This window comes from Sphingopyxis sp. Root1497 (assembly GCF_001427085.1).
In the GTDB taxonomy this organism is placed as follows: domain Bacteria; phylum Pseudomonadota; class Alphaproteobacteria; order Sphingomonadales; family Sphingomonadaceae; genus Sphingopyxis.
Genome location: NZ_LMGF01000005.1, coordinates 1,012,450 through 1,028,917, shown reverse-complemented (window position 1 = coordinate 1,028,917; position 16,468 = coordinate 1,012,450). Strand labels below are relative to the sequence as shown.

Annotated in this window: 10 protein-coding genes; 5 read left to right on the top strand and 5 right to left on the bottom strand. The window is 66.4% G+C overall.

What is annotated here, in order from left to right; all coding sequences use genetic code 11:
- Nucleotides 1-561: 561 nt before the first annotated feature.
- The gene (locus ASD67_RS23220) at nt 562-708 is read right to left on the bottom strand and encodes a hypothetical protein (protein ID WP_156377793.1); all 147 of its coding nucleotides are present in this window, start codon (nt 706-708) and stop codon (nt 562-564) included.
- A 611-nt stretch (nt 709-1,319) separates the two neighbouring features.
- On the opposite strand from ASD67_RS23220, the gene ASD67_RS19330 reads away from it, so the two are divergent.
- The 5 genes from ASD67_RS19330 to ASD67_RS19315 all read left to right on the top strand — a co-directional run bounded on the left by ASD67_RS19330 (nt 1,320) and on the right by ASD67_RS19315 (nt 6,324).
- Nucleotides 1,320-3,008 carry a M28 family metallopeptidase gene (locus ASD67_RS19330; protein WP_200938071.1) on the top strand — a complete coding sequence of 563 codons (1,689 nt, stop codon included), beginning with the start codon at nt 1,320-1,322 and terminating at the stop codon, nt 3,006-3,008.
- 136 nt (nt 3,009-3,144) lie between these two features.
- Complete coding sequence (locus ASD67_RS19325) at nt 3,145-4,128, top strand: agmatine deiminase family protein (protein WP_056352179.1); 984 nt, start codon at nt 3,145-3,147, stop codon at nt 4,126-4,128.
- A complete protein-coding gene (locus ASD67_RS22765; protein ID WP_082545190.1) occupies nt 4,125-4,763 on the top strand; it encodes an energy transducer TonB in 639 nt (212 codons plus the stop codon). The genes ASD67_RS19325 and ASD67_RS22765 overlap by 4 nt, the downstream gene beginning before the upstream one ends.
- Nucleotides 4,764-4,778: 15 nt before the next feature.
- The gene (gene aguB, locus ASD67_RS19320; protein WP_056350643.1) at nt 4,779-5,630 is read left to right on the top strand and encodes an N-carbamoylputrescine amidase; all 852 of its coding nucleotides are present in this window, start codon (nt 4,779-4,781) and stop codon (nt 5,628-5,630) included.
- A gap of 28 nt (nt 5,631-5,658) precedes the next feature.
- Complete coding sequence (locus ASD67_RS19315; protein WP_056350641.1) at nt 5,659-6,324, top strand: FABP family protein; 666 nt, start codon at nt 5,659-5,661, stop codon at nt 6,322-6,324.
- 179 nt (nt 6,325-6,503) lie between these two features.
- Here ASD67_RS19315 and ASD67_RS19310 read toward each other — a convergent pair whose 3' ends face one another.
- Genes ASD67_RS19310 through ASD67_RS24050 form a run of 4 tightly spaced genes read right to left on the bottom strand, consistent with a single transcriptional unit; the run spans nt 6,504 to nt 16,336 of the window.
- Nucleotides 6,504-10,205 (bottom strand): DUF6519 domain-containing protein, encoded by a 3,702-nt coding sequence (locus ASD67_RS19310; protein ID WP_056350639.1) that lies wholly within the window; start codon nt 10,203-10,205, stop codon nt 6,504-6,506.
- A gap of 11 nt (nt 10,206-10,216) precedes the next feature.
- Nucleotides 10,217-12,490, bottom strand: a complete 2,274-nt coding sequence (locus ASD67_RS19305) for a hypothetical protein (protein ID WP_156377792.1) — start codon at nt 12,488-12,490, stop codon at nt 10,217-10,219.
- Nucleotides 12,483-15,530, bottom strand: coding sequence for a putative baseplate assembly protein (locus ASD67_RS19300; protein ID WP_056350636.1), 3,048 nt, complete (start codon nt 15,528-15,530; stop codon nt 12,483-12,485). The genes ASD67_RS19305 and ASD67_RS19300 overlap by 8 nt, the downstream gene beginning before the upstream one ends.
- Complete coding sequence (locus tag ASD67_RS24050; RefSeq protein ID WP_443028065.1) at nt 15,530-16,336, bottom strand: baseplate J/gp47 family protein; 807 nt, start codon at nt 16,334-16,336, stop codon at nt 15,530-15,532. Before ASD67_RS24050 ends, ASD67_RS19300 begins: the two co-directional genes overlap by 1 nt.
- Nucleotides 16,337-16,468 lie beyond the last annotated feature (132 nt).

Below are 16,468 nucleotides of genomic sequence, written 5' to 3'. Positions count from 1 at the left end.
GTGGATGTCGAAGGCTGCGGAATCGAGGATGTCCTGCTCCGACATCGCGAGCCGGTCCGGCTTTTTGACGGCGTCGCGCGTACCGAAACGCTCGTCCCAGCTCTGCGTCCGCACCTCGACCTCTCGCCCGGCGCGGTAGTGCTGGAGGTCGGAATGCACAGTGAGCGCATCGTACAGGCCTAGGAAGTTGCATTCCGCTCCGAGCGCTAGCTCGGTGCCGCGTTGCAGAAGGGCCGCCATTTCGCGGAGAACGGCGATGTTCACGCCGAAGCGTCGCATCTCGAACAGCACCGCGGCGATATTTACCTGGAAGATATCGAACTTGCGATGGCGGCCTTTCCCGGCACCGCCGCGTGAAGGGACCAAGAGACCACNAAAGTCGATCTCGAGATACTGCATATGGCCTCGGGCACGCCAATAAAGGTCCATGAGTCCTTTGTAAAGGTCTATCGGTCTTTTGTTAGTTTGCGGCGATGAAAGGTTCGGATGGTGCTCGAGTCATCAGCCTGACTGGGCTGCGACGTCTCGCGGCGCTGGGGATCCCCATCGTCCATACCTTGCTCAGGCCCGTCGGCGCGGCATACCGGGATCTGGCATCTTGTAGTGAGTGCTGTCGGGCTTGCATCGCACAGACCAGATGATGGCGGGCAGAGAGCGCATCAGTTCCCGGATGGCGATACATCCGACAATCAGCAGCAGTTCGGTCATTGGGAAACTCCTGAATTAATCTGAGCGCAGTGTCATTTGTCACTGAAGCGCGTTACCGCCGTCAGATAGCCGATTTCTGGTGGACAGAATCCCATCCGCCAGCCGATGTTCTCGATGGAATCACTAGCCTCGGTCCGCTTGCGGCTCGAGTTGATACTGGACAGTGAAACCGCCAATCTACGGCTTTGCACACCGATTTTCCGCTTTGTGTTTTGTAGGAAGAATGTACTAGCACGGTGCTCAAGGACAGGTCTGTCCGAGCAATAAACCAAGAACGGTCAGTTCCGTCCGGGGCGAACGGCTGAGGTTGGCGCGTTGTCATCGCCGCTCGCCTAGAAGAGCAAACATTCTCGCCCATATGCTCGGAAGCCGCGATCTTGGATTTCTAAATTGGTGTCCGCTTTCCCGATGCGGACTGTGGAAGCGGACGTTCTCTTAGCGACCAATCCAAATCATTCGTCGAATAACCGCCATCTGGCATCCAAAACACGCTGTCCGAAAGCCAGCCAATCCGATGTCAACGCACGGTTCGCAGCCCCCCGCCCTTGCATCCCCCTGCCCCGGCTGGCACAAGCCCGGTCGTCGCAAACGAAACCATTCAAGGACATTCCATGCTGCGTTCCCCCCGATCCGCCGCGGCCTTCGCGGCCCTTCTGTCGCTTGCCGCATGCGGCGGCGGCGACAAGACGGCAACCGATACCGCCGCCACCGCCATCCCCGACGTCCAGATCCCCGAACTGTCGCTGAAGACGCTTCAGGACGTGACCAAGGAATTGTCGTCCGACGCCTATGAAGGTCGCGCGCCGGGGACGCCGGGCGAGGAAAAGACCGTCGCCTATATCATCAAGAAATATGAGGAAGCGGGCCTGAAGCCCGGCAACAACGGCCAATGGACGCAGGACGTGCCGCTGGTCGAGATCACCGCGCAGAACGCGACGCCGCTGTCCTTCACCGGCGGCAAGACCCCGGTGACCGCGCAATATGCGAAGGACTATGTCGCGTTCAGCTATCGCGTGACGCCCAAGACCGCGATCAAGGACAGCGATGTCGTCTTCGTCGGTTACGGCATCAACGCCCCCGAAAAGGGCTGGAACGACTATGCCGGGCTTGATGTGAAGGGCAAGACCGTCGTCGTCCTCGTCAACGATCCCGACTGGCAGACCAAGGAAGCCAAGGGCGAATTCAACGGCCGCGCGATGACCTATTATGGCCGCTGGTCCTATAAATATGAGGAAGCCGCACGGCAGGGCGCCGCGGCGGTGCTGATCGTCCACGACACCGAACCCGCCGCCTATGGCTGGAACGTCGTCGAATCGAGCAACACCGGCACCCAATATCTCGCCGAGAGCAAGGACGGCGGCGCCAGCCAGACCGTCGCCAACGGCTGGATCCAGCTTGCCAAGGCCAAGGAACTCTTTGCGAGCGCCGGCCTGGATTTCGACAAGCTGCGCGACGCGGCGAAGGTCAAGGGCTTCAAGTCCGTCGCGCTGACCGGCGTGAAGGCGAACTTCTCCTTCGACAACCAGATCGCCAAGAAGATGTCGCGCAACGTCATCGGCGTGCTGCCGGGCGCCAAACGTCCCGACGAATATGTGCTCTACACCGGCCATTGGGATCATCTGGGCCGCTGCACCCCGGTCGCGGGCGACGACATCTGCAACGGCGCCGTCGACAATGCGAGCGGCATCGCCGGCCTGGTGACGCTGGCGCAGGCGTTCAAGACCGCCGGCGCGCCCGACCGGAGCATCGTGTTCCTCGCGGTCACGGCCGAGGAATCGGGCCTGCTCGGCTCGAAATTCTACGCCGAAAACCCGATCTTCCCGCTCGCCCAGACCGTCGGCGGGGTGAATATGGACGCGCTCAACGCGGTCGGCCCGACGAAGGACATCGTCGTCGTCGGCGGCGGCAAGTCCGAACTCGACGCCTATGTCGAAAAGCTCGCCAAAATGAGCAACCGCGTGATCAAGGCCGAACCGACCCCCGAAAAGGGTTTCTATTACCGGTCGGACCATTTCAGCTTCGCCAAGCTCGGCGTCCCGATGTTCAACTTCGGCAGCGGCGACGACCTGGTCGTCGGCGGGGTCGAGGCGGGCAAGAAGGCCTCCGAAGACTATGAAAAGAACCGCTATCACGCGCCGGGCGACGAATATGAGGCGATCACCAACTGGGACGGCATGATGTCGGACCTGCGCCTCTATTATGCCGCAGGGCGGATGCTGGCGATGACCGACGCCTGGCCGAACTGGGTCGAGGGCGACGAATTCCGCGCCGCCCGCGACAAGTCGCGCGCCGGCAAGTAACGACGACAACCGCTCCTCCGCGGTTGCGGGGGGCTTCAAGTTCCGGCAATCCAGAATGGCAGAGGCCGTTCTGGATTGCTGCGTTCTGGATGACACGGTCGATGCCGCCGGCATCGAGGCAGAGGACCTTCACGCGATGACATTGCGCATGCCCGCCGAGTGGGCGCCCCACGACGCCGTCTGGATCGGCTTTCCCCATATGGCCGAGGAATGGGCGGGGCAGATCGAGGCGGCGCGGCGTGATGTCGCCGCTTTCGCCAACGCCGTCCATGACGGCGGGCGCGGCGAAAAAGTGCATCTTCTCGTCCGCGACCATGACAATGCCGATATCGCCGAGGCGCTCGTCGATGAGGGCGTGCAGTTGTTCGTCGTACCCTTCGGCGATATCTGGCTGCGCGACACAGGCCCCATAATCGTCGGCACCGGCACGGGGCGCGAGGCACGCAATTTCGACTTCAACTGGTGGGGCAACAAGTTCGTGATGCCCGGCGACCGGGAGATCGGTGCGATCCTGGCCGCGCACGCGGACCTGCCGACGCAGCACCTCGACTGGGTGCTCGAAGGCGGCGGCATCGACGTCGACGGCGCGGGCCTGTGCGTCACCACCGAAGAATGCCTGCTCAACAGCAACCGCAACCCGTCGCTGACCCGCGAAGACATATCGGTGCGGCTGCACCAGTCGCTCGGGATCGAGCGGCTGCTGTGGCTCGGCGATGGGCTGATCGGCGACCATACCGACGGGCATGTCGATAATCTGGCGCGTTTCGTCGGCGAAGGGCGGCTGGCACTGCCCGTCGCGGCGGGCGATGACGACCCCAATGCGGCGATCTACGCCGACGCCCGCGCCCGCGCCGCGGCGTTCGGCGGGATCGAGATCGTCGACCTCCCCTCGCCGGGCCGGGTCGAATTGGACGGCGAGATCGCGGCGGCGAGCTATATGAACTTCTACATCGGCAACAGCGTCGTCGTCGTGCCGACCTATGGCGTCGCGAACGACGCGGCGGCGGTCGACGCGCTCGCCGCGCTCTTCCCCGATCGCCGCGCGGTCGGGGTGCCCGCGCTTGGCATCATCGCCGGCGGCGGCAGCTTCCACTGCTCGAGCCAGCAGGTGCCGCAATGATCAGCACATTACTTGCGATTCCGCTGTTATTTAACGGCGGACTGGCGTTGTCGCCGGTGTATGCCGTCCGGCGGCAGTCCGACAAATCGCAAGAGCCGTTTTACGTCTCATACCCACTCGAGCCGTTGCGCGATCGCGTCGAAGGAGATTCATCCTTCGAGGTACGCGGGGACAAAAAAGGGCAGCCCAAGAACTGCAAAATCACGTCTTCTTCGGGCCATCCCTCGTTGGACAAGGAAACCTGCAAGCAGGCGATGAAACGCGCCCGATGGGTCGTCGATCCGAACGTCAAAGAATATGTCTACTCGGATACCTTGCAGTGGCGGCTTGACTATTCTCCGCCTGCGGGGGCTATCCTTGGATATTATCCGGAGCTTCGATATCCCTCTGGGGCACTCAATGCGGGCACTGAGGGAGTTTCCAAGGTTGAAATCGCCATTGATTCGAACGGAGCGCCAAAATCCTGCAAGATCATTCAATCTGCCGGTCGGTCCGACCTCGACAAGGCCACTTGCGACTGGTTTATGCAGCAGGCCGGTTTCCGGTCTAACTTGGACGACAATGGAAAGCCGCAGCCAGTCGTTATACAGTCTATTAACTGGACAATGTCGGCACCACCGTTTCCAATTCCATAGCGAGCCGCCTGCCCCATGACCCGCTCCCTTACCGTCGCCGCCCTCCAGTTGCCCCTGCCCGGCCCCGTCGCGCCGAATATCGACGCCGTGACCGCACTCGTTGAGGAAGCGGCCGCGAAGGGCGCGCAGGTAATCTTGCCGCCCGAACTCTTCGAAGGCCCTTATTTCTGTCAGGTCGAGGATGAGGCGCTGTTCGCCTCCGCGCACCCGACCGCAGAGCATCCGAGCGTCGTGGCGATGCAGGCGCTCGCGGCGAAGCTGAAGGTCGCGATCCCGACGAGCTTTTTCGAGCGCGACGGTCATCATTATTACAACACCCTCGCGATGATCGGTCCCGATGGGGCGATCATGGGCACCTATCGCAAGAGCCACATCCCCGACGGCCCGGGCTATGAAGAGAAATATTATTTCCGCCCCGGCAACACGGGGTTCAAGGTGTGGGACGTGTTCGGCGCGCGGATCGGCGTCGGGGTGTGCTGGGACCAATGGTATCCCGAATGCGCGCGCGCGATGGCGTTGATGGGCGCGGAACTGCTGTTCTATCCGACCGCGATCGGCAGCGAGCCGTATGACGCCGACCTCGACACCAGCCGCATGTGGCGCCGTGCGATGCAGGGCCATGCGGTGTCGAACTGCATGCCGGTGATCGCCGCGAACCGCATCGGGACCGAAGGTGGGGCAAACTTCTATGGTCACAGCTTCATCAGCGACGAATGGGGCGATCTGAAGCAGGAATTTGGCGCTGGTGAAACCGGCGTATTGATCGAGACGATCGACCTCGACCGCGCGGCGAAGCATCGGGCGGGGATGGGGTTCTTTCGCGATCGTCGCCCACATCTCTATGGTCGGCTGGTCGAAGATATCTGAACAACAGGCTGCAGGGGGCGCTGAAATCATGGAAATTCCCGACGACATCTTTACCGAACCCGAGGATGTCGATCCCGAGACGCTTGCCAATCTGGGGCCGCTCGCGCGGCTCGCCGGGATCTGGGAAGGCCAGCGCGGGGTCGATATCAATCCCAAGGCGGATGGCCCTGAAACACGGGACTATTATGAGCGGATCGAGATGCAGCCGATCGACCCGCAGGCGAACGGCCCGCAGCTTTTCTATGGCCTGCGCTATCACCTCCACGTCAACACGCGCGAGGAGGATATCAGCTTTCACGACCAGGTCGGTTACTGGCTGTACGAACCGGCGACCGGGCTGATCCTGCAGACGCTGGCGATCCCGCGCGGGCAGATCGCGATCGCGGCGGGGCATGCGGCGCCCGATGCGACGAAGCTGGTCCTCAAGGCGACCCGCGGGCAAACCGAATATGGCATTTGCTCGACGACTTTCCTCGACCTGGCCTTCACCACCGAATCCTATGAGATTTCCGTGGAGTTCCATGATGATGGAACATGGAGCTATGTCATCGACACGACCCTGCTGGTAAAGGGTCGCGACGAACCCTTCCTCCACCGCGACCGGAATCACCTGTCCAAGATCGGCGAACCCGACCTCAATCCCTGGGCGAAGATCGCGCGCGGACTCGCCCCGTCGGTCGAGAAGGCAGAATAGCGAGCGAAAGAGGCCCAACGAGTAAGGGCGAGCCCCTGTGGACTCGCCCCATGACCCCAAAAGGGACTCGAACCCTTAACGGCACCAAATCACACTGCCGATTTATCAATCAAGGCCAAGTGTAACATGGCCGATTCTCGCCGAAATTTCAAGAAAATTCGTGAAATCCGGCGAGAATTTCAGGGCCGATTGTCGCGGCGCAACAGAAACTCCGGCGCCCGGATCACATTGTTCGAGGACACATTCTCGACCAGATTGTCCGACGCGACCCACAGGAAATGGCTGGTACTTTCGAATTCGAGAATCGGCTGCACCGCGATGCCGATCCGGCCGACCGAAATGCGATTGTCGGCGATCTTGAGATAGGTGCCGATGTCGCCCCACACCCGGATGCCGTGCTGGATTGGCGTCCTGGCGCCACGCCCCGCCCAATCGAGCGTGTTGCGCTGGATCCGCAGCGTATCGACATTGCCGACGAACAATCCCATCGACACATAGACGTCGTCCCCCGGCTTGCGCAGCGACAGGTGATTGTCGGCGATCGAGACCGTGCCGGCTCGGATCATCTTCGGATCGTTCCGGCTGACCCCGACATGGACACCCCGCAGGAAACCGAAAACCTTGTTGCCGCGAATCGTCGCGGTGGTGAGCGTCGTGCCGCCGCAGGTGATCGCCTGCCGCGCATAGCTGGGCATATCGCTGGTGAAGCGGCCGAACCATGCGACCGCGGTCGGCAGCGTTTCGCGGAAGCGGTCATTGGACGCCATCAGCGAAGCGAGACGCTGAAGATAGCGGATCAACGCCCTGCCAGTATCGACATTTTCGGGCGGGGGCCGCAAATCCAGCGCCTTGTTCCAGTCGGCCTGGCTGATCGGCGAATCGAAGCTGACCGCAACCGACCCGACCTGCACCGTCACCTTGCCCCCGCTCGCCGCCTCGCCGCGCGCGCGTTCAGTGCGCGCCGCTGGCTCGCCGATCAGCACCAGCGAACGCTTCACCTCGTTGTCGAGGGCCGCCATGCGCGTGTCGCCGATGCGTGTCCCGAGCGTGCGGATTGCACGGCGAAAGGTCGGTGCCCGGTCGGCGTCGGCGATGACGACATCGCTGAGCCGCTTGATATAGGACTGGACCCCGGCGATCGTCCGGCTTTCATCGGAGCGCGGCGGCTCGGCGGTATAGAGCGCTTCCCATTCGGCCTGCGGCATCGGCGATTCGAATTCCGCGACGAGCGTCCCGACGCGAAAAAAGCGCTTGTCCCCGCGGCCCTCGGCCTCGACCTCGGCGGCATTAGCGACGAGCAGGTTGATCACATGCTTGCGCCAACGCGCATTTTCGAGCTGCTGCCCGGGTGTCAGCCCCGCCTTGCCGGCGACCACCGCCAGCTCGTTGTCGGCGATGACGGTGCTGACCGCATTGGTGACGAGAATGCCGTCCTGCGCCAGCCCGATCGCGAGCCGGTTGTTGGTCACATGCACCGAATCGAGCGGCTTTTCGTCCGATCCGCGGATCGCGAGGCCGGTGCGCTCGGTCTCCGCCCCGCCGCCGCAACGCAGCCCCAGCCCCGACACCTCGACCGTCGGTGTATCAAGGATCGTCACCACACCCTGGCGGAACTGGATCTTGCCGATCGCGCCCGATCCGTCGGGCGCCGCGACATCGAGGTCGCGCAGCATCACGCTCTTGCACCCTTCGAAATGGAGCGCGCATTCGGCGCGCCGCGCGACGATCCGCGTCCCCGCACCGGCGCCATGGATGGTGAGATGCCCCTTCCCCGTCAGTTCGACCCGCGCGTCGGTTTCATAGGTGCCGCGCTGGAAACAGATGGCGGCGTCCTCTTCATCCTTGATCGAGTTCAGTATCGCGACCCAGTCGCTGCCTTCGGTGATGACATAGGTCGAGCAGCCGACCTGCGTCAGCGTCGCGAGCTTCTCGATCGCCTTCTGCACCGTATTCTCGCCCGCCAGCGCCGGGGTGTTGACGGGGTCGAACGAGGTCGCCGCGGCGGTGCTGAGACTGGCGTCGAAGTGGATCGGCAGATGGGTCGGATTACCCGCGGCGTCGAGCAGGCGCGCGATGACGCGCTGGTTCGGCATTGCGGCGTCGAGCGACCAGTCGATCATCGCGACCCCGTCGGGACCGGTGGTGGCTTTACGGACCTTCAGATTGTCAGCCTCGGGGCCAAGGCGGCCATCGCCGTCGGTGATCTCGAACTCGACGTCGAGCCCCGGCAACGGCGTCTTGCCCCGGATCACCCCGACGCGCAGCGGTGCGGCGAGCGGCAGGCGCGTCGCCGGCGCGAGCGGGTTCGGCATCGCCTCCTGCCCGTCGCCGCCGAGGTAGAGGAAGCTGCGCAGCGCGGTGAGCGGCGGGAAGATGTTGCGGCAATCGCTGCCGACCGACCATGTGCCGTTCGCCGTGCGGTTGACCAGCGCGAGCGCGGCATGATGGTGGACGATCCCCCTGGGCGGCAGCAGCGCCTCCGCCCCCGTCGCCTCGTCGGTCGGCCATTCGATCGTCGCGGCGAGCGAGCGCGCCGGGATCTGCCAATGGTCTCCGGTCGCGAGCCGTCCGGCGGCGAAGAAGACTTCGATCCCCTGCTCAACCGCGACCCAGCCGCCGGGCACGATGTCGACCGGCAGGCCGCCCTCCCAGCGCCGGACGATACCGCGCCCCGGCAGTCCGCCAAGGTCGGGGGCGCCCGATCCGTCGGTGAGCGTGACGAGGGTGTCGGGGTGGCGTATTTCGCCCAGGCTGGCGCGGGTGCCGTTGATATCCGAAAGGCGCGCGAAGAAACCCGGCTGGCCGCTGAGCAGCCGGGCCTCGTCGACGATCTCGACCCAATCGTCGCGCTTAAGAGCGCTCGGCTCGTCGGGGCCGAGGCTGTCGAGGATCAGCGCGCCATTGTCGATTTCGGCATAGCGCGCCTCGCGCGTGCCATTGTCGCGCGACCATTTCCAGCGCCCGCCCGCCGCGCCGCCATTGTGAACCTCGATGCGGTAAAGATGGTTTTCGAGGCTGCGATACCCGCCGGTCGCGGGGAGCGCGCACGGATCGGCTACCGCCGCCGCGGCGCGGGCGCGCGCCGCCATCCGCCCCGCCGCCGCGGGGCCGAAGGGCGACCAGCCGGGGGCGAAGCTGGTGCAACTGATCGGCGCGGTCGCCGCATTCGCCGCCATCAGATCGGCGAAGCTCGCGAATTTGACCTGCCAGACGATCTGGTCGCGGATCGCGGTATCGGGGCCGCCGAAGGCGCTTTCGCGGATCAGCGGATCGTCGGCGGCGGTGACCGGCCGTTCCCAGACGTCGAGATAGGCGAGATAGTCGCCCTGCGCCTGAGGCAGCGCATTGACGGGCCAGAAGGGCTGGCTTTCGGCGCTGCGATACAGGTCGGCGGCGATGCCGTTCGCCGCCGACAGCGCCGCCGCGGCGTTGAAGGTCTGGAGGCCGTCGACATCGTCGAGCAGGGTCGCGACGCGCACCGCCTGCGCGAGCGTGCTGCCCGCGAGCACCAGATAGTCGCCGACCGCCACCCGCGCGCCGCCATCGATCCGCCAGCGCGTCGCCGCGGCCGCCCCCGACTGCCGCGTCAGCGCCAGCCGAACCGGCGCGGCGTGCGACAGGCCGATGCCGTCGACATAGGCCTGTCCGCCACCGATCAGCAGGGTTTGCGCGCCCGCCCCGGCGAGGATAGCGAAGCCGGGCGCGTCCTCGGGAAAACCGCTGGCGCCGATCACCGAGCGCCCGGTGGTGCGCAGCGCGGCGCGGTGGATGTCGCCCTCTTCATTCCAGTCGGCGTCGGTGAACAGTCGCCCCTGCTGCATCCGCACGCTGCTGTACCCCTTGGCGGGGCGGAAGGTGTCGCGGGTGAAATCGCCAGTCATCGTCTTTGTCCTCAGGTCTGGAACAGGGGTGCCGCCACCAGTCCGAACGGCAGATATTCGTCGAGCATGTCATCAAGATTGGCGCGCCGGAACGGCACGCCGGCGCCGAAACCGGCGCCCATTTCGGCGCCGCCGAAGGCGCCGGCCGCGACCGCATCGGGACAGGCGAGCGCGAGCTGTCCGAAAGCGCTGGCGGGATAAGCGCTGGCCGTGAAGATCGGCGTCACGCTGCGCGCGAGGCGCCGCTTCTCGGCTTCGGACAAGGGCGCCGGGGCGCCCTGTTCGGCATCGGCGATCGCCATGTCGGGCTGACAGCGGTAGCGACGCGGGACGCGTGAGGTGAGCGGCGCGTAGCAGAAGCGCACGCAGCCGCGCTGGCGCTGCGCGGCGCGCGCGGTGCCGAGGAACAGGCCGTTCTCGGCCTCGATCGAGCGGACTATGGTCCGCCCGAAGATCGTGCTGCGTGCGATGTCGGCGTCCGCGGCGGGTGCATCGATGACAAGCGCGAGCAGGTCGGGATCGGCCTGCAGGTCACGATCCTCTCCGATGATCGAGTCGGCGATGCGAAGTCCGCCGCCCGCCGGGCCGAGCGCGAGCGGGCCGATGATGCTGTGGTCAACCGCGACCGCCAGCTCGCCATTTTGAGAGATGATGCGCAGGCCCTTGGTCAGGCCCGCCGCCGAGGCGCCGATGGTGCAGTGGCACAGATCGAGCGAGCCGAGCGCGCCCGCCATGATCGCCACCTCGCCCTCGACCAGCAGACCGTCGAGAATGAGCCGTCCGGCCTCCTGCCCCGCCCCCGGCGCGATGCCGCGCACGCGCAGGTCGCCGCGGATATGCGGGCGGCGATACATCGGCGCGAGCGCCGTGAGGTCACGTTCGATCACCCCCCCGGCCCGTTCGACGGTCGGCCAGGCCATCGCCGCGATCGCCAGCCGCGCGCCCGCTGGAATCTTCAGGATATGCGCGGCATCGCTCAGATCCTCGGCATAGCTCGCATTGTCGAGCATCAGGATCAGCCCGCGCGTGCCCGCGCCGGACGCCGCATTCCAGCGAGTGATCGCTTCGGCGAGCGACGCGACCACCACTCCGCCCTGCAACGGGTTATCGGTCTGGTCTTCGGCGCGCGCCGAGACGCCGATTACCCACGGCGCTGTAGCGCCTTCGACGAAGAGTTCCTCACGCCAGGTGGCGACGCTGGCGCTGCGGTCGTAGGGACCGCCGCCGATCGGGAACGGCGCGGCGAAGGCGCAGCTCGTCTCGACGCTTTTGCCCTGATCGCTGGCGTGGAGCGCGAGGCGGCCGAGTTCGGGGTCGAACAGGACATGCCCCGCCTGTTCGGGCCGCCGCCAGGTCGGGTTGCCGCCGCCATCGTCACGCGTTTCGAGGTTGCAGCTGTGCAGCCGCTCGGGCGGCACCTCGGCGCCGCCGAGCCGGATGCGCAGCACCGGCGCCTCGTCGAACCAGCCGCTCTGTCCGCCGTCGCGGAGCCGATTGAGGTCGCGGTGGAGCAGCCGCCGGTCGAGCGGCGCGGGGACCATGCGCATATCGACGCGCCCGGCGATCGAGCGGTCGGCCTTGGGCCGGTTGAACAAAGCGCGGTCGGCGCCGAGCGGGTCGAAATGGCGGAAACCGGGACCGATCGCGGAAGCGCGCGGCATCAGCCCGCCGACATAGCCCGCCGCCGCGTTCGAGAGGAAGCCGAGCGGGAAGGCGTCGAGCCGCCAGATGAACAGCCCGACGTGCGGGATCGCATGGCGCCCCGACAGGCTGTCCGCGAGGCCGGCGGCGGCGCTGTGGCACGTGGTGCCGAACGCGCTTTCGCTCAGCCGCGCCGCTTCGGCATCGCGGATCGACGCGGTGCCGAGCGCGCCGGGGCGGACATGGTTGACGTGCTGGCTCCAGATCAGCTTCTGGAAAAATTCGACCGCGACGACCGGCCAGCCGGTGACGTCGCGCGCGATCTGTTCGAGCGCGGCGGCGGTGCCCTTCGCCTGGCGATAGCCGAGCGTGTTGGCGATATAGCTGCGCAGGCCCACCTCGCCGGCGCCGAAGCTGCGCATCGGCCGCGCGCCGATCAGCGCGCCGAGATAGGGAATGACCCAGGGTTCGCAGCTTTCGATGAACCAATTGTCGTAGAGCTGGTCCAGGTCGCGCTCGACCACCGCGAGCTCGCCGGCGAGCAGCCCCATCAGCGCTTCGAGCGCCCGGCCCTCCCCCGCGTCGCGGTTGCGCAGATGCTGTGGCAGATATTCGATCAGCGGCACGGGCGGACGATTATGCACGGGCGGCCTCCACGGTCAGCGTGATGCCGGCTTCGAGCAGGGTAACGAGTTCGGCGGCAGCGAAATCCGCGTTTTCGGTCGCGGGCAGCAGCCGCGCGCCCTGTGCCGGCAGCACGGTCGCGAGGCTCGCCGCGCCAACCGGCGCACCGCCATCGACGATCAGCGCGAGTTGGTCGAGATCGACCCCAACGACGCCGGGCACCGCCTGCAGCGCCGCGATGACTTCGGCGGCGCTGACGACCTGTCCGATATTGCGGCGCGCGAAGCCGAAGGTGTCGAGCAGCAGCGCCCTCGCCGCGAGATCGACATCCTCGGCGCGATGGTCGGGGTGGTGGAACAATCGCGCCGCCAGCTGGAAGAAGCGCCGCGCGGCGGGCATGACGACGAGCCGGTGCGACCGGTCGCGCGCGGCGTCGGCGGCGGCCTGGAGGTTGGCGATGACCGGCGCGTCGTCGTCGAGAATGACGTCGCTGGTGCCAGTAATGCTCAGCAGGACAAGCTGGCGGCTGCCCGACCAGAGCTGCGCCGCCAAAGCCTTGCCGACCCCGGCGAAGTTCGCGGCGAAATCGCGATAATCGATCAGCGAAACGATGCGCCCCAGCGTCTTCACGTCACGCGGAGCCCCCTGGCGGATGTCGGCGAGGCTTTCGGGCGCGGCGCTGCCGCTCGCGCGGCTGGGGTTGACCACCGAGCGGATGCCGAGCGGGCGGGTCTTCAACTGGATGATCGCCTCGTCGGCGACCTCGCCCGCGAGGCCGATGCCGGCGCGATAGGTGGCGATGATGTTGAGCTGGCCGGTCGGCAGGCGGCTACCGCGCAGGCCGTCGCCGAACTGGACCCATGTATTGCCGTCATCCTCGCCGCGCACCGCATAGACGCGGTCCTCGGGGCCGGCGTCGTAGAGCGTCGGCAGCTCGTGCCAGAGCAGCCCGTCGACGCGGATGGCGAGCGACGAGGCGCGCCCCGTCGGGGTCTCGGCGCTGACATAGGTGAGCGGCGCCTTGGTGAGCTTGAAGCGCTGGAAGATCTGCGCGGCATCGCCCGAGCCCAATTGCTCTTCATAGGTCTCGCCGTGGGTCGCGGCGGCCATGTTGGCGTTCACGGTGACGGTCGGGCGGCGATAGCTGTATTCGGGGCCGCTCTTGAGCAGAAGGCGGGTGAAGCCGCCGATATGGACGACGTCGCTGACCGTCAGCGTCTCGCTTTCCGCGAGGCCGTCGGCGTCGCTGCGGTCGCCGGCGATCGAGATCGTCTGGCCGTCGACGAGGTCCAGATAAAGAGCGTCAAGGTCGATCGCGTCGGCCCCGGCGGCGACGTCGTCGCGGATCGGGGTGCCAGCGAGGTCGAGCGGCGCGCTGGCGCCGAAGAGATGCGCGGTGCGGAACAGGAAATCGTTGAGCGGCGACGCGTCGCCCGCCGCGGGGATCGTAAGCGCACTGCCGTCGGGCTGGCGGAAGCTGACCCCGCTGCTCTTGCCGGTGAGCGCGAAGTCGGCGCGCGATTGGGTGGCCACCGCCGCGACGCGGAACACCATCGCCTCGCCCTCGGGCGTCTCGATCGCCGCCCAGCCGTCGGGGACGATCTCCTTCACCTCGCGCTCGAGGAAAACATGCGCGCCGGTCAGCAGGTTGCCCTGGCTGTCGGTCCAGATCGCCACGTCGCCCGAATCCCAGCTGGCGCCATGGCCATGGCCAGTGGGGAGCGACGCATATTTGGGCGCAGCGGAACCGAAGAAGCTGCAATCGTCGCGCAGCACATAGAGGCCCGGCCGCGCTTCGGAGGTTTGCGGCGCGTCGACCTGTTTCTGGCGGCGAACGAGATGCATCAACTTGACGCGCGACCAGGACTGGCTCTTGACCAGCGCGGTGAGCGCGGGACCGGTCCACACCGCCTGGCGCACGACAGTCTTCACCGTGTCGCTGGTGAACGCGAGCCGCACGGTCGGCATCGCCAGCCGTTTGAAGCGCGGCGAACGGCGCGCGGGCGATCGTTTCACCGCGTCGGGCGTTTCGCCGCCGCGCGTCGCGATGAGCCGGGTGACGCCAAAGTCGCGATCGTCGGCCGCGCTGACCACGCGCAGCGTCGAGGCCGCGACCTGCCGCGTGTCGTCGGCGGCGACGATGACCCCGACGACGACGATCCGCTGTCCGGGCCGCAGCCCCAGCCCGGTGCCGCGCAAATATATCTCGTCGACCGGCAGCGCGCGCAGCACCGGCTCGACCTCGGGATTCAGCGCATGGGCGGCGATCCGTTCGGCGAGTTCGCCGGCGAGGTCGGTGTCGCCATCGATCGGATGATAGGGCGCCAGCTCCGCAACGTCGCTGAACAGGCGCGGTGCCACCTGCCCGGGTTCCAGCGGCTCGCCCGGCACCGGCAGCTTGAAACTATTGTCGAGGTCGAAGAGGAAGATATTGCCGTTGTCGGCATGAGCGGGATTGCCGCTATCGTGGAACAGCGCCAGCGGCTGCTGGTAGAGCGTGCGCGCCGGCATCGCATTCCATTCGGCGCGCGCGGTGATCGGGGCGACGGTTTCGAAGACCTGCGGCAATTCGCCCTTGCGCGTCGGAACCGACATCGCCTGCACCCCGACGGGGATATCGACGGCGCGATAAGGATCGTCCGACGCCTCGACGGTGAAGGACAAGGCGACCGACGCCGCGACGCCCGGCGCGGGTTCGTAGCCGATCATCCGCGCCATTTCGACAAGCGAGCGGCGCTGCGTCGCGGTGCCGACATAGGCTTCGTTGGCGACGCGCTCGCTGTAGAAACTGAGCACGTCAAGCGTCGCCGCGAAACCGTCGAACAGCGCGAACGTCGGGTCGGCCGGATCGCGCGTGCGCAAATCCGCCAGCGGCTGGAGCGCGGCCTTGCTGTCGGGGTCGATCACGGTCTGTCGCGGCAATTGCCACAACATGCGATCGATGAATTCGGGATAGGTGCCGATGCGATAGGCGATCGAGGCCAGCCCTGGGCGGTTGTCGGGGCGCTTTTCGTCGCGATCGGTCGCGCCGCAGATATTGGCGGGGGGCTTGTGCGTCATCAGCGGCCTCCCGCCATCACAAAGGCGATGCGCCCGAAATCGGGAAAGGTCGGATCATTGTCGAGCCGCGCCACTTCATTGGGCGCGATCGGGATTTCGCCGTCGTCGGCATGGTCGATCAGCGGCTGGTCGAGCCGCCCGAAGCGGCCCTTGACCGCCCCTGCCCCGTCGCGGGTGCCGATCCATTGCACCCCCGCCACCCCCATCGCGCGCGCGATGATCGGCGAGAGCAGGATATTATCGCCGAAGCTGAAATTGTCGGGATGGAAGAAGCCGGGCCGGCCGTCGCGCATCAGCCGTGCCGAAAAAATGTCGAGCAGGTCGCGCTCGACGTCGCCGGCATAATGGTCCGAGCAGACGCAGACGAACAGGCGGATATCGAGCGGCACAAAGCGCGGCGGCACGATTTCGAGGTCGTGCCCGGCGAGGCGATAGCTGGCGAGATGATCGCGCAGCGCGCCTTCGAACGCCTCGTCGACCGCTCCGCCGCCGCGGCGGTCGATCGCGAGGAAGATCGTGTTCCAGCTGCCGGTCCAGCGCCGTTCGCCATAGGCGCGCTGCACTTGCGCGTGCGTCTCGGCGGCGGCGACATAGTCGGCGGGGGTGACGGCGCGGCGTTGTTTGCGAAAGTGCTGCGGAGCGGCGACGCGGATCGCGGCGGCGGGTTCGCGGTCGCGGCCGCCGATACCCGCCAAGGGATTGCGAACGCCCGCGATTGCGCCGCCGTCGTCGGTGACGACATGCGCGATCGCGTTGATCCCGATGTTGCCGCGCCGGCCGCCGCCGTGGCGGATGCGCGCGGTCATCGCGGCGCCGTCGGTCGCCCGCCGCCCCGCCGAGCCGTCGCCGAAGCGCGCATAATGGGCGGCGTCGGTGGCCTCGATGACGAATTCGGGGGCGAAGGGATCGGAGGCGAGCAGGTCGGACACGGCGCGCCA